At 47.0% G+C, this 17,928-nt stretch carries 15 protein-coding genes; 4 read left to right on the forward strand and 11 right to left on the reverse strand.

Annotated features, from left to right (window positions below; all coding sequences use genetic code 11):
* The first annotated feature begins 88 nt into the window (after positions 1-88).
* Positions 89-1,117, forward strand: coding sequence for a glycosylasparaginase (locus A4R26_RS27115; protein WP_081169676.1), 1,029 nt, complete (start codon positions 89-91; stop codon positions 1,115-1,117).
* 257 nt (positions 1,118-1,374) lie between these two features.
* Positions 1,375-2,094 carry a copper homeostasis protein CutC gene (locus A4R26_RS27120; protein WP_081169677.1) on the forward strand — a complete coding sequence of 240 codons (720 nt, stop codon included), beginning with the start codon at positions 1,375-1,377 and terminating at the stop codon, positions 2,092-2,094.
* Between the two features lie 47 nt (positions 2,095-2,141).
* On the opposite strand, the gene A4R26_RS27125 is transcribed toward A4R26_RS27120, so the two are convergent.
* Complete coding sequence (locus A4R26_RS27125; protein ID WP_133054795.1) at positions 2,142-2,819, reverse strand: hypothetical protein; 678 nt, start codon at positions 2,817-2,819, stop codon at positions 2,142-2,144.
* A gap of 130 nt (positions 2,820-2,949) precedes the next feature.
* Complete coding sequence (locus tag A4R26_RS27130) at positions 2,950-4,797, reverse strand: M61 family metallopeptidase (RefSeq protein ID WP_081169679.1); 1,848 nt, start codon at positions 4,795-4,797, stop codon at positions 2,950-2,952.
* Positions 4,798-4,928: 131 nt separating this feature from the next.
* On the opposite strand from A4R26_RS27130, the gene A4R26_RS27135 reads away from it, so the two are divergent.
* Entirely contained in the window at positions 4,929-5,405 is a 477-nt protein-coding gene (locus A4R26_RS27135; RefSeq protein ID WP_081169680.1) for a nucleoside deaminase, read from the forward strand.
* A 170-nt stretch (positions 5,406-5,575) separates the two neighbouring features.
* Here the strand turns inward: A4R26_RS27135 and A4R26_RS27140 are convergent, their stop codons facing one another.
* Positions 5,576-5,935, reverse strand: a complete 360-nt coding sequence (locus tag A4R26_RS27140) for a hypothetical protein (RefSeq protein ID WP_081169681.1) — start codon at positions 5,933-5,935, stop codon at positions 5,576-5,578.
* Between the two features lie 39 nt (positions 5,936-5,974).
* Positions 5,975-6,547, reverse strand: a complete 573-nt coding sequence (locus A4R26_RS27145) for an RNA polymerase sigma factor (protein ID WP_081169682.1) — start codon at positions 6,545-6,547, stop codon at positions 5,975-5,977.
* A 344-nt stretch (positions 6,548-6,891) separates the two neighbouring features.
* Between A4R26_RS27145 and A4R26_RS27155 the strand changes: the two genes are divergently transcribed.
* The gene (locus tag A4R26_RS27155) at positions 6,892-7,662 is read left to right on the forward strand and encodes a C40 family peptidase (RefSeq protein WP_081169684.1); all 771 of its coding nucleotides are present in this window, start codon (positions 6,892-6,894) and stop codon (positions 7,660-7,662) included.
* Positions 7,663-7,751: 89 nt separating this feature from the next.
* Here the strand turns inward: A4R26_RS27155 and A4R26_RS27160 are convergent, their stop codons facing one another.
* From A4R26_RS27160 to A4R26_RS27195, 7 genes are all read right to left on the reverse strand, one after another.
* Complete coding sequence (locus A4R26_RS27160) at positions 7,752-9,110, reverse strand: thioredoxin family protein (RefSeq protein WP_081169685.1); 1,359 nt, start codon at positions 9,108-9,110, stop codon at positions 7,752-7,754.
* A gap of 206 nt (positions 9,111-9,316) precedes the next feature.
* A complete protein-coding gene (locus tag A4R26_RS27165) occupies positions 9,317-9,859 on the reverse strand; it encodes an inorganic diphosphatase (RefSeq protein WP_081169686.1) in 543 nt (180 codons plus the stop codon).
* A 330-nt stretch (positions 9,860-10,189) separates the two neighbouring features.
* On the reverse strand, positions 10,190-10,591 hold the full coding sequence (locus tag A4R26_RS27175; RefSeq protein ID WP_133054796.1) for a hypothetical protein: 402 nt from the start codon (positions 10,589-10,591) through the stop codon (positions 10,190-10,192).
* Positions 10,592-11,062: 471 nt separating this feature from the next.
* On the reverse strand, positions 11,063-12,121 hold the full coding sequence (locus A4R26_RS27180) for a PhoH family protein (protein ID WP_081169689.1): 1,059 nt from the start codon (positions 12,119-12,121) through the stop codon (positions 11,063-11,065).
* 300 nt (positions 12,122-12,421) lie between these two features.
* Complete coding sequence (locus A4R26_RS27185; protein ID WP_081169690.1) at positions 12,422-13,396, reverse strand: hypothetical protein; 975 nt, start codon at positions 13,394-13,396, stop codon at positions 12,422-12,424.
* 649 nt (positions 13,397-14,045) lie between these two features.
* Positions 14,046-14,564: a YdeI/OmpD-associated family protein gene (locus tag A4R26_RS27190; RefSeq protein WP_081169691.1), complete on the reverse strand. Its 519-nt coding sequence runs from the start codon at positions 14,562-14,564 to the stop codon at positions 14,046-14,048.
* A gap of 520 nt (positions 14,565-15,084) precedes the next feature.
* Complete coding sequence (locus tag A4R26_RS27195; RefSeq protein WP_081169692.1) at positions 15,085-17,670, reverse strand: rhamnogalacturonan lyase family protein; 2,586 nt, start codon at positions 17,668-17,670, stop codon at positions 15,085-15,087.
* Positions 17,671-17,928 lie beyond the last annotated feature (258 nt).

Here is a 17,928-nt window from a genome sequence, read left to right on the forward strand (position 1 = left end):
AAATGTAAGTTGAAAAGTTAACAAGTTAACCGGCTAATTCGTCAACTTGTTAACGCGTCAACTCGTTAACTCATTAACTAAAAAATACATGTCAACGCGTAGGAATTTTTTACAGACATCGTTCCTGGGATCACTGGGACTGTTTACAGGAAAAAAGATGATGGCCCAATCGGAAGAAGTGTATCCCACAGTAAAGAATGAACCCATTGTACTTTCCACCTGGGATTTCGGAAAAGCAGCCAATGCAGAGGCCTGGACCATATTGGGCAAAGGCGGCCGTGCGCTGGATGCGGTTGAAGCCGGTGTAAAAATACCTGAAGCCGATGCCAGTAATCAATCGGTTGGTTATGGGGGTTTACCCGATCGTGATGGCCGGGTTACACTCGATTCCTGTATCATGGATGAAAATTACAATTGCGGTTCGGTAATGTGTCTTGAAAATATCATGCATCCTGTTTCGGTTGCGCGGCTGGTAATGGAAAAAACGCCACACGTGGTGCTGGTGGGCGAAGGTGCTTTTCAGTTTGCACTTGACAACGGGTTTAAAAAAGAGAACCTGTTGACGCCTGAGAGCGAAAAGGTATGGAAGGAATGGCTAAAGACCTCGAAGTATGAGCCTGTAATGAATATAGAAAACAAGCTGCATAAACCCGCAGGCGGTGGCGTTATGCCCGGCGGGCCCGATAACCACGATACTATTGGCATGATCGCTATGGATGCCAGCGGCAATTGCAGCGGCGCCTGTACAACCAGCGGTATGGCATTTAAAATGCGCGGCCGGGTAGGGGATTCGCCCATTATTGGCGCCGGTTTGTATGTTGATAATGAAATTGGCGCTGCTACTTCAACCGGTGTTGGGGAAGAAGTGATAAAGATCGTAGGCTCGCACCTGGTAGTGGAGTTAATGCGGCAGGGACTGGCCCCTGAAGCTGCCTGTAAAAAAGCGGTTGAACGGATCATCAAACGTAACCCGGCCAAAGCCAAAACAGTGCAGGTGGGTTTCATTGCGTTGAATAAAAAAGGCCAGTATGGCGCGTATGCTTTGCAGAAAGGATTTACGTATGCGGTGAAGAGCGGGAAAGAAGAGAAGATCATCCCTGCTAAAAGTATCTATTAGGTTATAGTTTACAGTTTGTTGTTTGTGGTTTGTAGTTTGTTGTTTGTTGTTGCTGCCGCGCTTAACTAGTTTGTGGTTTATGGTTTGTAGTTTGTTGTTGCTGCGCGCTTTGGAGCTCGCTATTATTTTAATAAACCTGAACAGGCTGGATCGCAGGTTATTGCATTTGGTATTGACTTCACGAATTGATGAACCACAAACCATAAACCACAAACCACAAACCACAAACAACAAACAGTTTAATTTAAAGAAGTAGTATGTTATTAGAAGTATGTGCCTTTAATTTACAATCGTCGGTCATCGCGGAACGCGCCGGCGCAAAACGGGTTGAATTATGCGAAAACCCGCTCGATGGCGGCACCACGCCCTCATATGGCACTATAAAACAAACCCGCGAAAAGATCGGGATCTCATTGTACCCGATCATCAGGCCCCGCGGCGGTAATTTCTTTTATGATGAAGAAGAGTTCGCCATTATAAAACAGGATATCCTGCTGTGCAAACAGTTGGGTTGCGATGGCATTTCAACCGGCGTGCATTTGCAGAATGGTGAAATAGATACGGAGCGTTTTAAACGTATTGTTGAATGGGCTTATCCCATGGGGGTAACCTGTCATCGCGTTTTTGACGCCACACCCGATCCTTTCAAAGCGCTGGAAGAAATTATTGATTGTGGTTGTGAGCGCATATTGACGAGCGGACAAAAAAACGTTGCACCTGAAGGGATCGAAATGCTTGCCGACCTGGTACTGCGTGCCGAAGGCCGCATTATCATTATGCCGGGTGCAGGGGTGCGTTCATCGAATATTGAAAAACTGATCAGCGGTACCGGCGCTACCGAGTTTCATACTTCCGCAAGAATAGCGGCGCCCGATCCGGTTACATTCCGTAACCCGGCTATTGCAGATGCCGGTCACTGGTATCTTGCCAATGAAGAAGAGCTTAACAAAATAATTGCGATCCTCAATAAGGCGTAAAGCGGGCAGCATGATATAGGTTTAGGGTGTTTGAACAGGATGCCAGCCTATTTATTGTTCCTTATTTTAACTAACATACCTACGTGGCCGAACCACGGGAATACCCGTACGCCATGGCTCCATTCACCGGTGTTCTTGATAGCCAGCCCCTGTAGAATTTCGAACCGAACATTGTTGCCGCCTATTGCAAAACCAAAATAGGGTTGGTAATACCACAGATAATCATTGAATGGAGCGCTTTCCTTTGTGCCTTCATAACTCAGGTAGTTCACCTGTACACCCAGGAAACCATCGAGGCGGGCCGCGCCAAGTCTGGCATCGATGGCCGATTGTTGTACCTGCAAAAAGGTGCGGTTGAAATCGCCGGTTAGTCCCGTACGTTTTTTTTCATTACTGCCACCGCTATGGCCAATATAAAAACTGGTTACATGGTGTTCCTGTTGCGGGTTGGTTTGAATACCAAGCGAAACTTCAAATTCTTTACTGCCATAATTATCATTGCCGGCAGGCAGGGCACCTGCCCAGGCATTCACGCTTATATTTTTTGTGATGGCAACGCCGCCTTTTGCGCCTATACCGGGCGAGCCAAACATAAACCCGAGTTGTCCTTCACCTGCCCGGCTGTAGGCGGTTGTGTTCATGGTGGCGGGCACATAGCTGTAGCTGGGCGGTTTGCATGAATACAGGGAATAACAGGCGCCTATAAGGCAGGCAATTTTTTTCATATGCAGCGGTTTGCCTGCGAAAGATAAATACATTATGAAAAACGAGCAACTATGGGGAAAAGTTCACAGTTCATAGTTCGTAGTTCATAGTTCACAGTTCATAGTTTAGAACCATGTTTTGACCTGAATTTTACTGAATTGCCTGCCTGTTGTCTATTGTTCTCACTTTCGTGCCCAGCCAGTTGTCGCGAAACGCTTTCATTTCACCGGTAAGGTTCAACCCGGCCTGTTCGTAGGTTTGCAGTGAATAGGAAGGGTTTTCACCGAGGATAAGCGTTGCTGTTTTTGTTGCCGTGCGATGTTTGTATTGAATGCTTATGGAATCACCGGGCTTATGGCTGCCGAGCGCTTCGTTTATATCGGCCGGCCGGGCCACCAGTTTGCCATCCAGTTGAGTTATTACATCTTCAAAGTCAAGTCCGGCATTGTACAACGGCGAACCAATGATCGTATTGGAACTGATGGTAGTTGTATTTTCTGCAAACTGCACCTGGCCCAGCCATGCTTTGCCGGCATATTGTTTTTTCAATACAATACCGGCTTTCTCCAGCAACGGTGCATAGTTGAAAGATTCATGACCGGTAATATAACGGCTAAAGAAACCGGCAGCAAATGTTTTGTCGCTGGTAATTCCGGCCAGCACTTCTTCGAGCCCCGCAACGGTATAGGCGATCTCCGTTTTACCAAAGCGCTTCCACAATGCCGTCATATAATCATCCAGTGTAAGATTGAATTTAGTGCGCAGCGTAAGATCGAGGGCCAATGCAATAGCGCCGCCGTATGGATAATACGAACTGTACATGTTGGGGTAGTTCGTTCTGTCAATTGCAACGCCGGCATCCACAAAAACCGCATGGCGGCTTGCTTCCACGGGTGAAAAACGTTTGGCGCCGGCGCTGTTTTCCTTGGTGTTGATCAGCCCGGCCATGGCGGCCAGCACGCCTTCAACCGGTTTTAAACCTGCCCGGCCTAATAACAGATCGCCGTAATATTGGGTAAACCCTTCTGCGCACCACAGCTCATTGCTCATGTTGCTTTTTTCAAAATTGAAGGGTTCCAGTGTTTTGGGGCGGATGCGTTCTACGTTCCAGCAATGAAAAAACTCGTGGGAGAAAACACCCAGTAAATTATTAGCTCCGTTAAATGAATAGGGCAAACTGATCATGGTGGAATTGCGGTGTTCCATGCCATCGCCTTTGACATATGGGTTAATGCTGGCGATAAAAGTGTACGTGCCGTAATCGAATGCAGGCACTTCGCCAAACACGGCCTGCGCTTCCTGTGTAATGCGTTTTACTTTGGCGGCGAACGATGTTACCAGCGTATCGGTCGCATCTGCTTCCAGCGCCAGTTTGAACGTATAATTGTTGCCATTGGGGTTTTTCAGGCTCCATTCCTTCCAGTTAAGGTTGCCTATTTTGGTGGGGCAGTCCATAAAATATTGCAGTCCCGGCGCAAAGAATTCAGCGGCATTGGCGGTTGGTTTTAACTGGGTGGCGATCGTCCATTTTTTATCAAAAGGCTGCAGGTTGAACTTAATGGTGATGGGCGCTTTGTCGAATCCTTTGATCCACATAAACGTGGAAGGCATGTTCAGGTGAATACTGCTTTGATCGATGCCAGAGTAGGTGCCATCGGCATGAGCGGCGTATAACGTGTAATTGATCTGTACAGTACCATTTTGTTTGGGTACTTCCCAGGTATCGCCGTCGGTGTGGTTAATGGTTACGGGCCTGCCATCGCTATCCAGGGCTTCCACATCGTATACGTTTTTTCCAAACTCATGCGTGGCGTAACGGCCGGGCGAAGAACGGCTCATGCGGAATACCGCTTTACCGGCCGGAATGCCTGAAGCGATGACCGAGATCCTTGCTTCGTGATGTTGTATGTTGGGGAACGTTACTACATAGCTGATCTTTTGAGCGTAGGTATGCGAAATTATAAGTACGGTAAGGAGCAGGAAAAGTTTTTTAGTCATAATCGTATTGATATTACCGGGTACAATATAAGAAATTTTAAAAGTCAGCTAAATGGGTCGCTCTGCAGCGGTAGTTCAGCCTGCATTCAAATGAACGCCTTTTTAGTTAAATTTGATAAAAAGGAAATGTTATGAGCGATCGTGAATCAGGATTTATGCAGGCGGCGCTTGATCTGGCCCGGAAAGGAATGAACAGCGGTATCGGCGGGCCCTTTGGTTGTATTATCGTAAAAGGCGATACCATCGTTGGCAAAGGCTGCAACAGCGTGAGCAGTACCAACGATCCTACTGCGCATGCAGAAGTGGTGGCCATTCGCGATGCCTGCAATAACCTGCAGACCTTTCAGTTGACCGATTGCGAAATATATACCTCCTGCGAGCCCTGTCCCATGTGTATGGGCGCTATTTATTGGGCGCGGCCTAAAAAGGTATACTTTGGCGCCACCAGGCACGATGCCGCTGACGCGGGTTTCGACGATTCGCTTATTTACAGGGAGCTTACGTCGCCGCTGCACGATCGCCTGATTGAAATGGTTAGTTTGGGAAATGAAAGCGCTGTAAAGGTGTTTGATGAGTGGAGGGAAAAGCCGGATAAAATAGCGTATTAGTAAAATAGGGACTTTTATTGTTTGCCAGGTGATTGTAGGTGACGTTTAATTGGCAATGGACAATAGGCAATAATCAGGGTTAACCGTTTATTGGTCTCTCGAACTTATTTGCCATTTGGGAATAGTCTGTTGCCTGTTGGTTTTCTTGCCAATTGTCAATTGCTCATTGCCTATTGTTTCAGCCTGCTGAGCACCAAATAGGCGAGAATAATGATGATGAGTATGAATACGATGGCGGTATACACCCAGAAGCCGTTGTTTATTCTTCTTTTATCGCGGCGATCTTTCTTTTGTTTGATGTACTGGTGTAATTCTTTGTTAAGCTGATCAACATAGCCGTCCAGCTTTCTATTGCCGTCCATCTGTTGCAGCCCTTCCATAGCATCGTTCTCAAATTCATTGTCGACCATCCATCTTTCCACCTCGTGTTTCTCCTGCTCCGACAGTTTACCGCTGAGGTAATCCATCAACTTCTGGTTGTCAATGTCTTTGTTACTATTGGATAATATGTTCAGTAGATCGTTATTCATTGTTCATGTCGTCGGTATTCATTCCTTAGACCCGGTAAATCAGAATTGGTTTAGTTTTCTTTCCATTAAGATCTTCAGGTTGCGTTTTCCGTTCTGGATATAGCTTTTTACCTGCATGAGCGAAAAACCGGTCTGGTCGGCTATTTCATTGTACGACCTTTTTTCAAGGTAAAACAAAGTTACGCACTGTTTTTGTTCTTTGTTCAGTTCCTGCAGGCAAACCTCCATCAATTCGAGCTGGCGGTCTTTTTCGAGGTGCGGCGCCTGTCCGGCGTCTTCTTCACCGGCAATGGTCATTTCCTCTTTGATCTCGGCAGGGGTGCGGCCCTGTTTATCGCGCAGCTTCATGAGGCAATGGTTTTTTGCCACCATGTACAGCCATGATTTGAAGTATTCTACTTTGTACTTATGCAGTTCGGTAATGGCTTTCAGGAACACCTGTTGAACGCAGTCTTTTGCTTCTTCCTCATTTTTCAGGTATTTCATGCAAACACCCAGTAACAGCAGTGTATAACGCTGCAGTAGGATCCCCAGCCAGTGGTTATCGCGACTGGAATAAAAGTAGGCGAGTAATTGCTGGTCGCTGATATGTGAATTAGGGTCTGGTTTCACTATGCGAAAATGCTGTTTTCTTATTACTAAGATGCATAACGTTTAAAGTTCCACAAAAAATGCGTCACATTAACGCTACAAATCCTGCTTTATTGAGTGAATGTTTAGTTTGTGGATTTATGTTTATGGCTGCAGGTTACAGGTTGCAGGTTGCAGGTTACAGGTTACAGGTTACAGGTTACAGGTTGCAGGTTGCAGGGAAATACAAAATACAGGTTATAGGTTGGCAAATGCAGACTGCCAATTTCTTCTTTTGAGCTTCGGAATTAAGGCCCTGTACCTTGTAACCTGTAACTGCTATTCTTTCGCGTTTCTTTATTACTTTGCCTCAAATTATCCCAAATATGGCATATGCTGTTTGCAGGGTGCCGGTGGCTCCCTTACGGGCCGAAGCGGCGCATAAAAGTGAAATGGTCAGCCAGTTGTTACTGGCCGAGGCTGGGCTTATTCTCGAAGAAGCAAAGGATTTTATCAAAATACAGGGTGTACATGACGGGTATGAAGGCTGGTGCCAGCGCGGTCAGCTGGTGGTTATCGATAACTGGACGAAAGAACCTGCTTCCCAGGTGTATACGGCAGGTTGGGTAAGTGCCGTTTCCATCAATAATGTACCGGCGCATGCGCCTATGGGCATTCCGGTGCTGAATGAAGTGAATGCGCGGGAACTGATGGCTGTTCTGAACATAAATTATGGCGATGCCGCCACCTGGAATGCGGCCGGTGCTCAGCCGGAGGCCGCGGCTATCAGGAAAAGAGCGGAGCTGTTCTTAAATACGCCTTATTTATGGGGCGGCAGATCGGTGTTCGGCATCGATTGCAGCGGTTTCTCCCAAATGGTGTTTCGATTTTTCAATATTCCCCTGCTGCGCGATGCTTATCTGCAGGCTACACAGGGCGAAGTGGTTGGTTTCTTACAGGAGGCCCGATGCGGCGATCTCGCTTTTTTTGACAACGCCGAAGGGCGTATAACGCATGTTGGTATTTTACTGAACGATCACGAGATCATTCACGCTTCCGCCAATGTACGCATCGATAAGATCGATAATGCCGGGATCGTTAATTCCGAAACCGGGGTAAGAACCCACCAACTGCGAATCATAAAGAGAATTAGCTAATGTGATGATTAGATAATGTGATAATTAAATACATAAGAAAAGCGGTTGCCAAAGACAACCGCCTTGTATTTCATTATCGAATTATCAAATTATCGAATTATCTCATTTTTCTTCATCTTACTCACCACCTCCTCATGTTTTGCTGCTGAATACCCCTGGTTTTTCAGGATGGCAATGGCTTTTTCTTCCAGTTGTATTGCCCAATCAACGTTTTTATCGACTTTAAATACGAGGCGGGCCCAGGTATCGAGCACGTACGGCGTTTCAAAAAAACGGTTGGCGTACACCGACCATTGCAGCGCTTTCTTCAGGTACACCGGGTTGTTGGTCATAAGGTAAACCGAACGGGCGCCATTGTTCAGGAGCTGGCTATAGTGGCTGGCCTGCGACCTGTACCGGATAGTACTGGTGGTTCTCGTAAAATTTGCCGGCCTGCCAACGGTGTCTTGCGCCGGTGGGTTGAATTTTCGCCTGGCCAGTGCAGCCATTCGCAGGGAATCCAGTTTTTTGATGGAGTCTGCGCTGTATTTCTTTAGAAAACGGTCGTAGTATACAACGGCTGCTTTCAGAAAGGCGGCGGTATCCTTTATATGCCGGTGGAATTCCATCATGCTATAGTTATAGGCATTTTCACCTGCGTCTTTATCGGTATGGGACAGCCGGGCAAATTTTGCGGCTTCAACAGCTTTGGATAAACTCTTTTCTTCAACGGCTGCCTGGCGGCTTTTGAATATGATCTCCCGGTTAATGGCCAGTTGCTCACCCTTGTAGAAGCTGTTCCAGGCCTGGTGAAACAGTTGTTCATTCCCGCGCATGGCCGAGTCGGCTTTCGATTGCAGTACCGGGCTCATTTTGGCGATGCGTTTTATGGTGGTAATGCTGTTCAGGCTGTCGGCCGGTAATTGTTTTACATACTGGTCGAGCAGGGCGTCGATGGGTAAAGAAAGGGTGCGGCGTTTTTGCATCAATTGGTATAACCGGTCGGTTTCAATTTTACCGGTAAGCGCATCCTGTTCCAACGAACGGAGCTGATCGGCTTCGGCTTTTTTAGTCAGCGCGATCCTGCATTGCAGTAAGTATTTACTGTATTCGGTAGTGCTCATGTTCATGCGATAAACAAGCGTGCCCCATTTATCGAGGAACAGCACACTGTTCCCACCCTGGTAATTGTATTTGTCTCTCAGTAAATTCAGATCGGAATGAAAAGGGGAGATGCGAAGTGCCACAAAGTTTGCTGCAACGTAGTTTTTCAGCGAGTCGTTTTGAAAGGCTTTATCGGCCACATCGTTGCATTGCTGGCATTCTTCCGATTCTATCATTAAGAAGATAAGTCTGTCTTGCTGTGTGGCTTTTATATACGCCTGTTGCAGGGGCGCATCCGGCGAAAGAAACTGGGCGAAGGAAAAGGCAGGCGTTAACAGGATAAGGATCAGCAGGCGGAAATTCATTTGAATAAAGTTTTTGGGATTCGCTAAAATACCCAATAAAAGGCAGCCATGCTATCCTGTTTGCTTTATTTCAGCGAAATTTTTTCGCACTTCTTTTCGTGTGGAGAAAAGAAAGCCGGAACCTGTGTACAACTGAAAACAAAAAGGCAGCTTCAAAATATGTTGAGGCTGCCTTTTTGTATTTATCGAATTATCGAATTATCACATTATTTTCTGAAATTCTCTTTGTACAGTTTAAGCGCGTCTTCGATAATGGAAAGCGCTTTTGCTTTATCACCGTATTCGTTTACCTGTACGGTTTTGTTCTCGAGCGTTTTATACTCCTGGAAGAAGTGGCGCAGTTCATCAAAGAAGTGCGGGGGTATTTCCTCGATGTTATTGTAGTGTTTTACGCTTGGGTCGTTGGCGGCTACCGCAATGATCTTGTCGTCGGCATCGCCGCCATCGATCATTTGCATAACGCCAATTACCTTGGCTTCCATAAGGCACAATGCCTGTACGGGTTGAGAAGTGATAACCAATATGTCGAGAGGATCTTTATCGTCGCCGTAAGTTTGCGGAATGAATCCGTAATTACAGGGATAATAGAATGATGAATAAATGATCCGGTCGAGTTTTAACAAACCGCTATCCTTGTCAATTTCATACTTGGCCCTGGACCCCTGCGGAATCTCAATGACTGCATTTACAATCCGTGGAGCCTGATCACCAGGAGGCACGCCATGCCAGGGATGGGAAACAGTTATCATATTGTTCTTTTAAAATTTAAGCAAATCTATAATAAAGTTCATATTAACTTAATTAATACTATGCCCGGTCGGGTTGCCAGTAGGCCGGAGATGATACTGGCGCCGGTGTACAGCATGAAAACATTACAGTGCCGCTTTTGGGCAGGTTAATGTTTTTGCAAGCAAACATTGAGCAGGTAGTAAAGCCTCCCGTAGTGCGCTATAAGCTCCATTCCGGTGAAAGCAGGTTACCTTTATCGGCCAGGGCGCAAAATAAACCAATTAAAAAACAACCGGCAACATTTACTGTCATGGTCCTTCCCTGTATCCTCCTTTATGCATCCAACTTGTTTACATTTTTATAACTGATTTCAGATCAACGAACCAACTATCCTGGTTGCGTACGATCCGCAGGGTAGTGGTATCGGCGGGGTTTGAGGTGTGGTAGTATTTATATTGAACGGTAGAATCGTTATCGGGCGTAATGGCAACTGGCCTGATTGAGGCAGCTTTGTACTGATCTTTTTCCTTGCTGCTCAATTGATTGTAATTGGCCTGTTGTTTTTCGAACAACAAATTGTTGGTGCTGTCTTTCAAAAGGTAAAATGCCGCTTTATCATAGTCGCCATCCAGTGAAGCGCGAATGAACCGGGTGCCGGCATCCTGTGCATTTTCTGCTTTCTTATAACCACCGCCGCCTGAGTTACAGGATACGGTAGTAAGTATGCAAAAACTGGCAATTAATTTCTTCATAATCAACAAAAATAAACACAACGGGGGATATATATGGCTAATTTTTCATCAAAACCTGTTCGTGGGCAGGTTGGTTGGGAGTTGGGGGGGAAGTTGAGGGGGGAATTGGGGAAGTTGACTGGTTGACGGGTTAAATGGTTAACTGGGGTGGAATTGGGAATTGGGGATCAGGGAAGGGATGACGGGTTGGAATCAGGGGGGAAGGGTTGACGAATTAATTGTTTAACGAGGAAAATACAGGATTTGGGGATAACGAATTTGTTGATCGCTTGGCAAATGACGGCGTTAGCGGGGCCGGATGATCGTGGCGGGAAGGCGCAGCGCAGCTTTGCCGTTTAATTTCAACTCCTCAACCTGTTAACAAACTAATAAAAAATACGAGGCATGAATTCAGGAACTCATACCTCGTACTTCTTACACTGACCTTTTAAACCGATTCTCGTGAACCAGTCAACTCGTGAACCAGTCAACTTATTTCTTATCTTCCGACGCTTCTTTTTTATCGTCGGAACGTTCATTTCTGTCAAATTTCTGCACCTTATCTCTCCAGTGCTGCTGGGGATGCACATCGCCGTTCTCGCGGTGATCGCGGTCGTAGGCCCTGATAATGGCTTTTACGAGGCGGTGACGCACAACATCCTCTTCATCGAGCTCGATGTGAGCGATGCCATCGATGTTCCGCAGAATGCGCGCTGCTTTCTCCAGGCCGCTGCGTTGATTTTTCGGCAGGTCGATCTGTGTCAGGTCACCGGTAATGATGGCTTTCGCATTGGCGCCTATACGGGTAAGGAACATCTTTAATTGAAGATCGGTTGAGTTCTGCGCTTCATCGAGAATGATGAACGCGTTATCGAGCGTACGGCCACGCATGTAGGCGAGGGGTGCAATTTCGATAACCCGCGTGCTCATATAATATCCCAGTTTGTCGGCAGGTATCATATCGTCGAGCGCATCATACAACGGACGCAGATACGGATCGATCTTTTCTTTAAGATCGCCGGGCAGAAAACCGAGGCTTTCGCCGGCTTCCACCGCCGGACGGGTAAGAATGATCTTTTTGACCATTTTATTCTTCAATGCCCGAACGGCCAGGGCCACCGCGGTGTAGGTTTTACCAGTACCGGCAGGACCGATTGCGAACACGATATCATTTTTTTCAGCCACCTGCACCAGCCGTTTCTGGTTTATGGTACGGGCCCGCACCGTTTTTCCATTGGGGCCGAAAACAAGTATGTCGTTAGGATTTCGGTCAATAAAATTGTCGACAGTTTCGGCATCGTCGCCGCCGAGGATCTGCTCGAAATAGTTCTCGCTCATATGGCCATTGCGCTCAAGGTATTGAACGATGAGTTCAATTTTTTCTTTGGCGCTTTCAACCTGTTCGGGCGAGCCGCTGAGTTTAATTTGCGTACCTCTTGAAAGGATCTTTAATAGCGGGAATTTTTTCTTGAGAATATCCAGTTTTCCGTTGTTCACGCCGAAAAACTCGATAGGGTTTACAGTTTCAAGACTGATTATAGTTTCTGTCAATGCGCTTCAGTTTAAGTTCACAATTCCAGGATAGGAGCGTCCTGATTTCCTCTTGATTTGATCTATTCCAAATATAATTATTTAGAACATCATTTTCGTAAAGTTACTTATACACAACATGTGGAAAAGCGAAAAAGTTGTGGTGTTTTAGTTAAATAATGGCGGGTGTTTTCGCGCTTCACCCAATGAAAAAATGGTTAATGTATTTCAATTTGAAAATGCATCGATGAACCGTCTTTAAATGAAAAATGTCCCGAAGAATCGGGACATTTTTCATTATGATAGTAAGTGATTTAACACTTATTTGCTTCTCTTTGTTTCTACTATTTTTATGGGAATTCCATTTTTATCGTAAGTGTATTCCGTGCAATGCTCCAGAATGTTTGGCTCACTTACATCTTTAGAACAGATACGCACCAGTTGGTTTGCATCATTATAGAAATACTCGTTCAGCGGAGCGCCTGTCATATAAGGCAGGGTAGCCGTATGTGGTTTTGAGCTGCTGTAATAAGACCACATCGGGAAGATGAACGGGATCTTCTTTTGCTGGCGTGCATCTACTTCCCAGTTGTCGTTATCGAATTGCAGTACGCGACCGGGAGAGCTGATCTTTTGCAGTTTATCGCCATTATATGCGTATGTCCATGTATCGGTTTCCTGACCGGCGCCGGTAGGCACAACCTGAACAGAGGTGATCAGACCGCTACCGTTGAAGTTGTACACCAGGTCATATTCTTTCTGAACCGAAACGGCGCCACCGCCGCTTACACGGGCAAAGTACTTTTCAATTTTTACAACACTGGTTCTTTTCTTGGTGATAAAAGCCGGGTTAGGCATAAAAGGCAAACCGGGGTGCGATGACAGGTAGAAATTGATACCCGCATAATAATTGCTGGTACTTAAATCGAAAAAGTCATCGGGGCCCGCTGGTACTGACTTATAATTAACCGGAGACGTTGAAGACACTTTCGTGTAAACTTTCTTTGTGCCGCTGGTTGCGTCGGTAATGGTTTTACCATCGCCCGACAGGCTTAATGTCATTTTAGATGCATCCGGTTCAAAATGCACCAGTTCCTCACCGCTGATGGTGAAGGGCAGAAATTTAGCTTTACTTGGAAAATAAACAAATACTGCCGGGTTACTCTGTCCACTTTGGCTTACTAACAGGCTGTCTTTTTGGTCCTGGGTTTTCCATACTCCTTCAACTTGTTTTTGACCGAAGCTGACTGCGGAGATGATGAGCAGAAGTGTGGTTAGGGAACACTTACTTATCATAGAACGGTTTTTAAAATTAATTGATAAAAATAATTGAAACTACCATATTGTTTTAAAGTTCACATTCAGTTGTCGGGTCGCCGGTTCTTGGCCAGGCGGAGGCATTCTTTTCAGATACCCCGGGTGTTGCGCTTATCATGGACCGTTTTTCACTTTCAAAGGTTGTACAGTTTTGTTTTTTGACTATAGAATTTTTATTTTTTACACACTATTACCACACACATTTCCTGCTTCGCCCATTCTATGCGCGACCAATACCTATTGAAATATAAATTCTGGATTTGCTGAAAAACTGAGAGCGTATTTGCCTTGATGCAGTAAAACCGCTAAACAGGGCAAGGTTGTTATACACATGAAAGAAAGTAGAATTATATTCATCATAGGGTATTAGTATACTGCGGCAAATTAGTAAATTAACTAATTTAAAAAATAGGTTATTGGGTTTTTATTATTAAAAAGATGCTGTTATTATTAATAGATTACATACAAAGCCTACCGAAAAGTACTTATTCCGGTATAAAGATATAACGCAGAATTTAAAACGGCAGTATACGCGATTTGAAATATGTTACAACAATTTACAGTATATAACCGCTTATGCAATTCGTTTTGAATGGGTAAGCAGCCACCCCTCCGGTACATCGGGAATTTACCACTCCTCTTTGTTCTGTTTTCCTTCCCTGATCATACGGCCATAGTCCCATTTTTTTGCCAGTGCGGTCATGGTTTTGACAAGCCGGTTTGTGCGGGTGGCCTCGGTTTTAGCGCCATCGATCCATTTGCTGAAGTAGGAGCGGTGGCTGTTGGAAAGTGAATTGAAATATGCTTCGGCCTCCGGATCGTCTTTCAAACACGCCAGTAATTCTGCGTTAACCGGTATGGTGGCTTTATCTTCCTGTAATTGTACTTTTACCATAGCGCCTTTACGCTTTCCGATGCCTTTCCGCATTTCGGCATTTACGGCCAGAATGAAATTACCGCCGCCCATGGGCATTACCGCCACCGATTTTATGGCAAAATTGTCAATTTTACCTTTTACGCGGAACGATTTCCTGTTATCTGGCTTTATTTTCTGTGCAACATCTGCCGGAATTTCAATATACGTCCAGCCGGTTTTTTCACCCTGTTGGGCAAATTGCAGTAATGTGGTGGTAAATGTTACGGGCATAACGATGCTAATATATAAAGTATTTGCCTATTACATCTGGTTGCCAGGCTAAAGGCGATGGCCTTAAGGAAATACAGTTTCATTTTATGCTTACGGCTCCTGCTTCATCGTAATAATCTGTATAGTCATATTTGTATTCGCTTTCGCCTTTAGGCTGTATTCCAAAAGAAAGGCGATGCTAAAATTAATTAGCACCGCCTGATCTTCTCTCTCTATTGTTAATTGGAAAACACGTGACTGCAGGAAAAAAAATTATCCTGAATTGCTAGGTCTGGGCTGTGATGCATATTGATCTCCGGCCTGGCAATCGAATGCCGCCCCCAAGCACTCTTTAAAATGCAGCTATTGGTTTTGAGGCCAACCCACAAACCACAACCCACAAACGACAAACCACAACCCAACAAACATCCGGCTATTAGTTTTGAGCCAACCAACAAACGACAACCCACAAACGACAAACATCCGGCTATTAGTTTTGAGCCTAACCATAAACAATAAACCATAAACCATAAACACCAAACTATCCCTTTCTCTTAAGAATTTTTATCGATTCTGACTTATTCGCATATTCGAGCTGTATAGTATAGGTTCCCTGCAGCAGTCGCCGGCCGATCTGTGTTTTGTTTTGTCCGTTCCCTTTTTCAACCAGCCGGCCCAGCTGATCATATACCGAATACCTGAAATTCCCGGGCGCGGTAATGGTGAACACGTTCGCGCTGGGGTTGGGCGCTACGACTATTGCATTGGCGCGGGCTGTGATGTTTGTTACAGCGGTTATTGCAGCAGTGCAGTTCACCGGTGTTACGCCGGCTGAACCGGTTATATTGATGTTATCGATATTGGCCAGTCCGCCGCTGCCCGTTGCCTGTAACCTGATGTTGGTTGTGCCGGCATTCAGGTTAATCACGGTCGATGCGGTTGTCCAGGTGGTCCAGTCGGTGGTTGCCGGAAAAGAGATCGACGATACGGCGGTTCCACCATTGATAAGCAGGCTGCCGGGTCTGTCGGTTCCGCTCCCGTTCGCATACCGCCAGCTGATGGTATAACTGCCTGCCGCCGGTACGGTCACCCGCCAGTTGACGCTACTGCCCACAGCATTGGCACTGTTGGCAAAACCGGCGCCGGTGAAGCCGGCATTGTTGTTATCGATGGTTCCGTCGACACTGCAAAAGCCGGTACTGTTTTCCTGGATGGTTACGGTGGTGCCGCTACCGGTGCCCGGGAAATAAATGTTGGGCACAGGCGGGGCCGCCATATCGCCGCCTAAGTAAAACCCGGGATGCGGCGGCTGGTTATATGCCGCGTTCTGCCAGGCGACAGCCACCCGGTATTGCGGATCGTGCATGAGGGTGTAAATGCGGTTGGTGGCGGTAATGGTGGTGGTGAATACGCGTAATGCGCTATTGTCGCTTGTTCTCAGAATAACTTCTTCGCGCCAGTCGCCGAGGATATCGGCCGATAAATTAGGCGTGGCCTTTGTGCCGTTGTTGCTGGCGCAGCCCGTAGCGGTGAGCAGGGTAGAGGCGGTGCTGCTGCTGTAATTCCATTTGCTGATGGTGATATTGTCGAGCAGTTCGCGCTGCAGATCGGCATCCCACCAGACTGCGAAATTCATCGATGGTTTTGATGTGGAGATGCTGGCGCCGGTACAGGTATACAGGTTACCGCGCGAGGCCCACATTTCATACCCTTTATAACGTGGATCAATATCGGCGGCGAGCCCGCGGCCCACATCGGCCGACGCTTCGGCAACGGTGAAGATGCGCGCACCGGTGGCGGCGTCTGTCAGCGCTGCGCCCACACCGCCATTACTGCCGGGCGATTCATAAGGCATCCATATTTCCTTACCGGGCCGGTCGGGGTTCATATCGCTCATATGCAGGGCGTCGCCATGGCCCATACCATTGGCCCAGTACCCCGCGCCATTATCATTGATGGCGCTGGAGCCATTGAAGATTTCATCACGGCCATCGCCATCTGCATCGCCAACGGTCATCTGGTGATTGCCCTGGCCGGCATAGGAACCGTTGTTATTGCTGTCGAACGTCCAGCGATGGGTAAGCGAACCATTGCGCCAGTCCCAGGCCACGCGCACCAGCCGGGTATAATAACCACGGCCAAACACCATGCTGGGTCTTTGTCCGTCAACATAGGCAACGGCGGCAATAAACCGGTCTACCCGGTTGCCGTAATTATCGCCCCAGCCCGATACCGTTCCTCTTGCGGGCAGGTAATTGGTGGTAGCCATGGCGGCGCCTGTTTGCCCGTTAAAAACAGTGAGGTATTCGGGACCGGTCAGTATATAACCGCCCGTGTTGCGATGATCGGCGCTGGCGCTGCCGATGACGGTTCCGGCCCCGTCAACAGTACCATCAGCGGTTTTACAGGCCAGCTCCGCTTTGCCGTCGCCATCGAAATCATACACCAGGAACTGGGTATAGTGCGCTCCGGCGCGGATATTTCTGCCGAGGTTGATCCGCCAAAGGCGCGTGCCGTTTGTCTGGTACGCATCGATATATACGTTGCCCGTATAACCGCTTTGCGAATTGTCTTTGGCATTGGATGGCTCCCATTTTACAATGAATTCATAATCGCCGTCGCCGTCGAGATCGCCTACGCTGCAATCATTGGCGCTGTACGTGTAGGCTACCCCGTCGGGTGTGGCGCCGCCGGCGGGAATTTGGAGCGGAATGTTCACATAGTTTTGCGACCATACGCCGGCCGGTTCCGAAGCGGCCTGCTCAACACCGTTTATTACCGGGCGAACCGAATAGGCGCTGTTGGTGGTAATGTTGTCGACATAATTGGTTGAACTGGTAATGGGCGTAGCGTTCAGCAGGGTCGAATTGCGGTAAACATTGAATCCTATACCGGCAGGATCGTTCCCAAAGAGGCGCCAGCCGATATACACCTGGCTGCTGCCGGTGCGTACGGCTACCACGCCGCGGTTCAGGCGTTCCATTTGTTTTTGCGCGGTTAACCGGGCCGGCGTAAGGAATAACAATACAACCAGGAAGAATAAACTACAGTTGATCGTAGTGAGGAATTTCCTGCGAAAAAGGCAGGGCATGGCCCTTACCGCACGTTGTGTAAATGCGAGATTCATATGGCTGAGTTTTAGTTGAAAATCACCGGGGGATGATCCTTTTTCAACTGGTTGGGTTGCGGCAATCGTTGGAAATACGGATACTGTAGGAAGTTAGTGCCATAGCGGGGTAAAACCGTCCTGAACTTACAGGTTCTTTTAGTTTTTCAGTTCTCAGTTCTGGGCTTTACGGCTTACCGCTTTTCCCCGAACCTGCTACAATCTTTATATTTGTCTTAAGCGTTTTGCGTTCGGCGTGGAGCGTTCCGCATTTATTTA

It is taken from the genome of Niastella populi (genome assembly GCF_002078015.1).
GTDB lineage: Bacteria > Bacteroidota > Bacteroidia > Chitinophagales > Chitinophagaceae > Niastella > Niastella populi.

Bases quoted from the DNA above. Each gene is read 5' to 3' on its own strand.
- A4R26_RS27130 (WP_081169679.1), bottom strand. From the start codon at position 4,797: ATGACTAAAAAACTTTTCCTGCTCCTTACCGTACTTATAATTTCGCAT.
- A4R26_RS27140 (WP_081169681.1), bottom strand. From the start codon at position 5,935: ATGAATAACGATCTACTGAACATATTATCCAATAGTAACAAAGACATT.
- A4R26_RS27115 (WP_081169676.1), top strand. From the start codon at position 89: ATGTCAACGCGTAGGAATTTTTTACAGACATCGTTCCTGGGATCACTG.
- A4R26_RS27185 (WP_081169690.1), bottom strand. From the start codon at position 13,396: ATGATAAGTAAGTGTTCCCTAACCACACTTCTGCTCATCATCTCCGCA.
- A4R26_RS27165 (WP_081169686.1), bottom strand. From the start codon at position 9,859: ATGATAACTGTTTCCCATCCCTGGCATGGCGTGCCTCCTGGTGATCAG.
- A4R26_RS27135 (WP_081169680.1), top strand. From the start codon at position 4,929: ATGAGCGATCGTGAATCAGGATTTATGCAGGCGGCGCTTGATCTGGCC.
- A4R26_RS27120 (WP_081169677.1), top strand. From the start codon at position 1,375: ATGTTATTAGAAGTATGTGCCTTTAATTTACAATCGTCGGTCATCGCG.
- A4R26_RS27190 (WP_081169691.1), bottom strand. From the start codon at position 14,564: ATGCCCGTAACATTTACCACCACATTACTGCAATTTGCCCAACAGGGT.
- A4R26_RS27175 (WP_133054796.1), bottom strand. From the start codon at position 10,591: ATGAAGAAATTAATTGCCAGTTTTTGCATACTTACTACCGTATCCTGT.
- A4R26_RS27125 (WP_133054795.1), bottom strand. From the start codon at position 2,819: ATGAAAAAAATTGCCTGCCTTATAGGCGCCTGTTATTCCCTGTATTCA.
- A4R26_RS27160 (WP_081169685.1), bottom strand. From the start codon at position 9,110: ATGAATTTCCGCCTGCTGATCCTTATCCTGTTAACGCCTGCCTTTTCC.
- A4R26_RS27155 (WP_081169684.1), top strand. From the start codon at position 6,892: ATGGCATATGCTGTTTGCAGGGTGCCGGTGGCTCCCTTACGGGCCGAA.
- A4R26_RS27195 (WP_081169692.1), bottom strand. From the start codon at position 17,670: ATGAATCTCGCATTTACACAACGTGCGGTAAGGGCCATGCCCTGCCTT.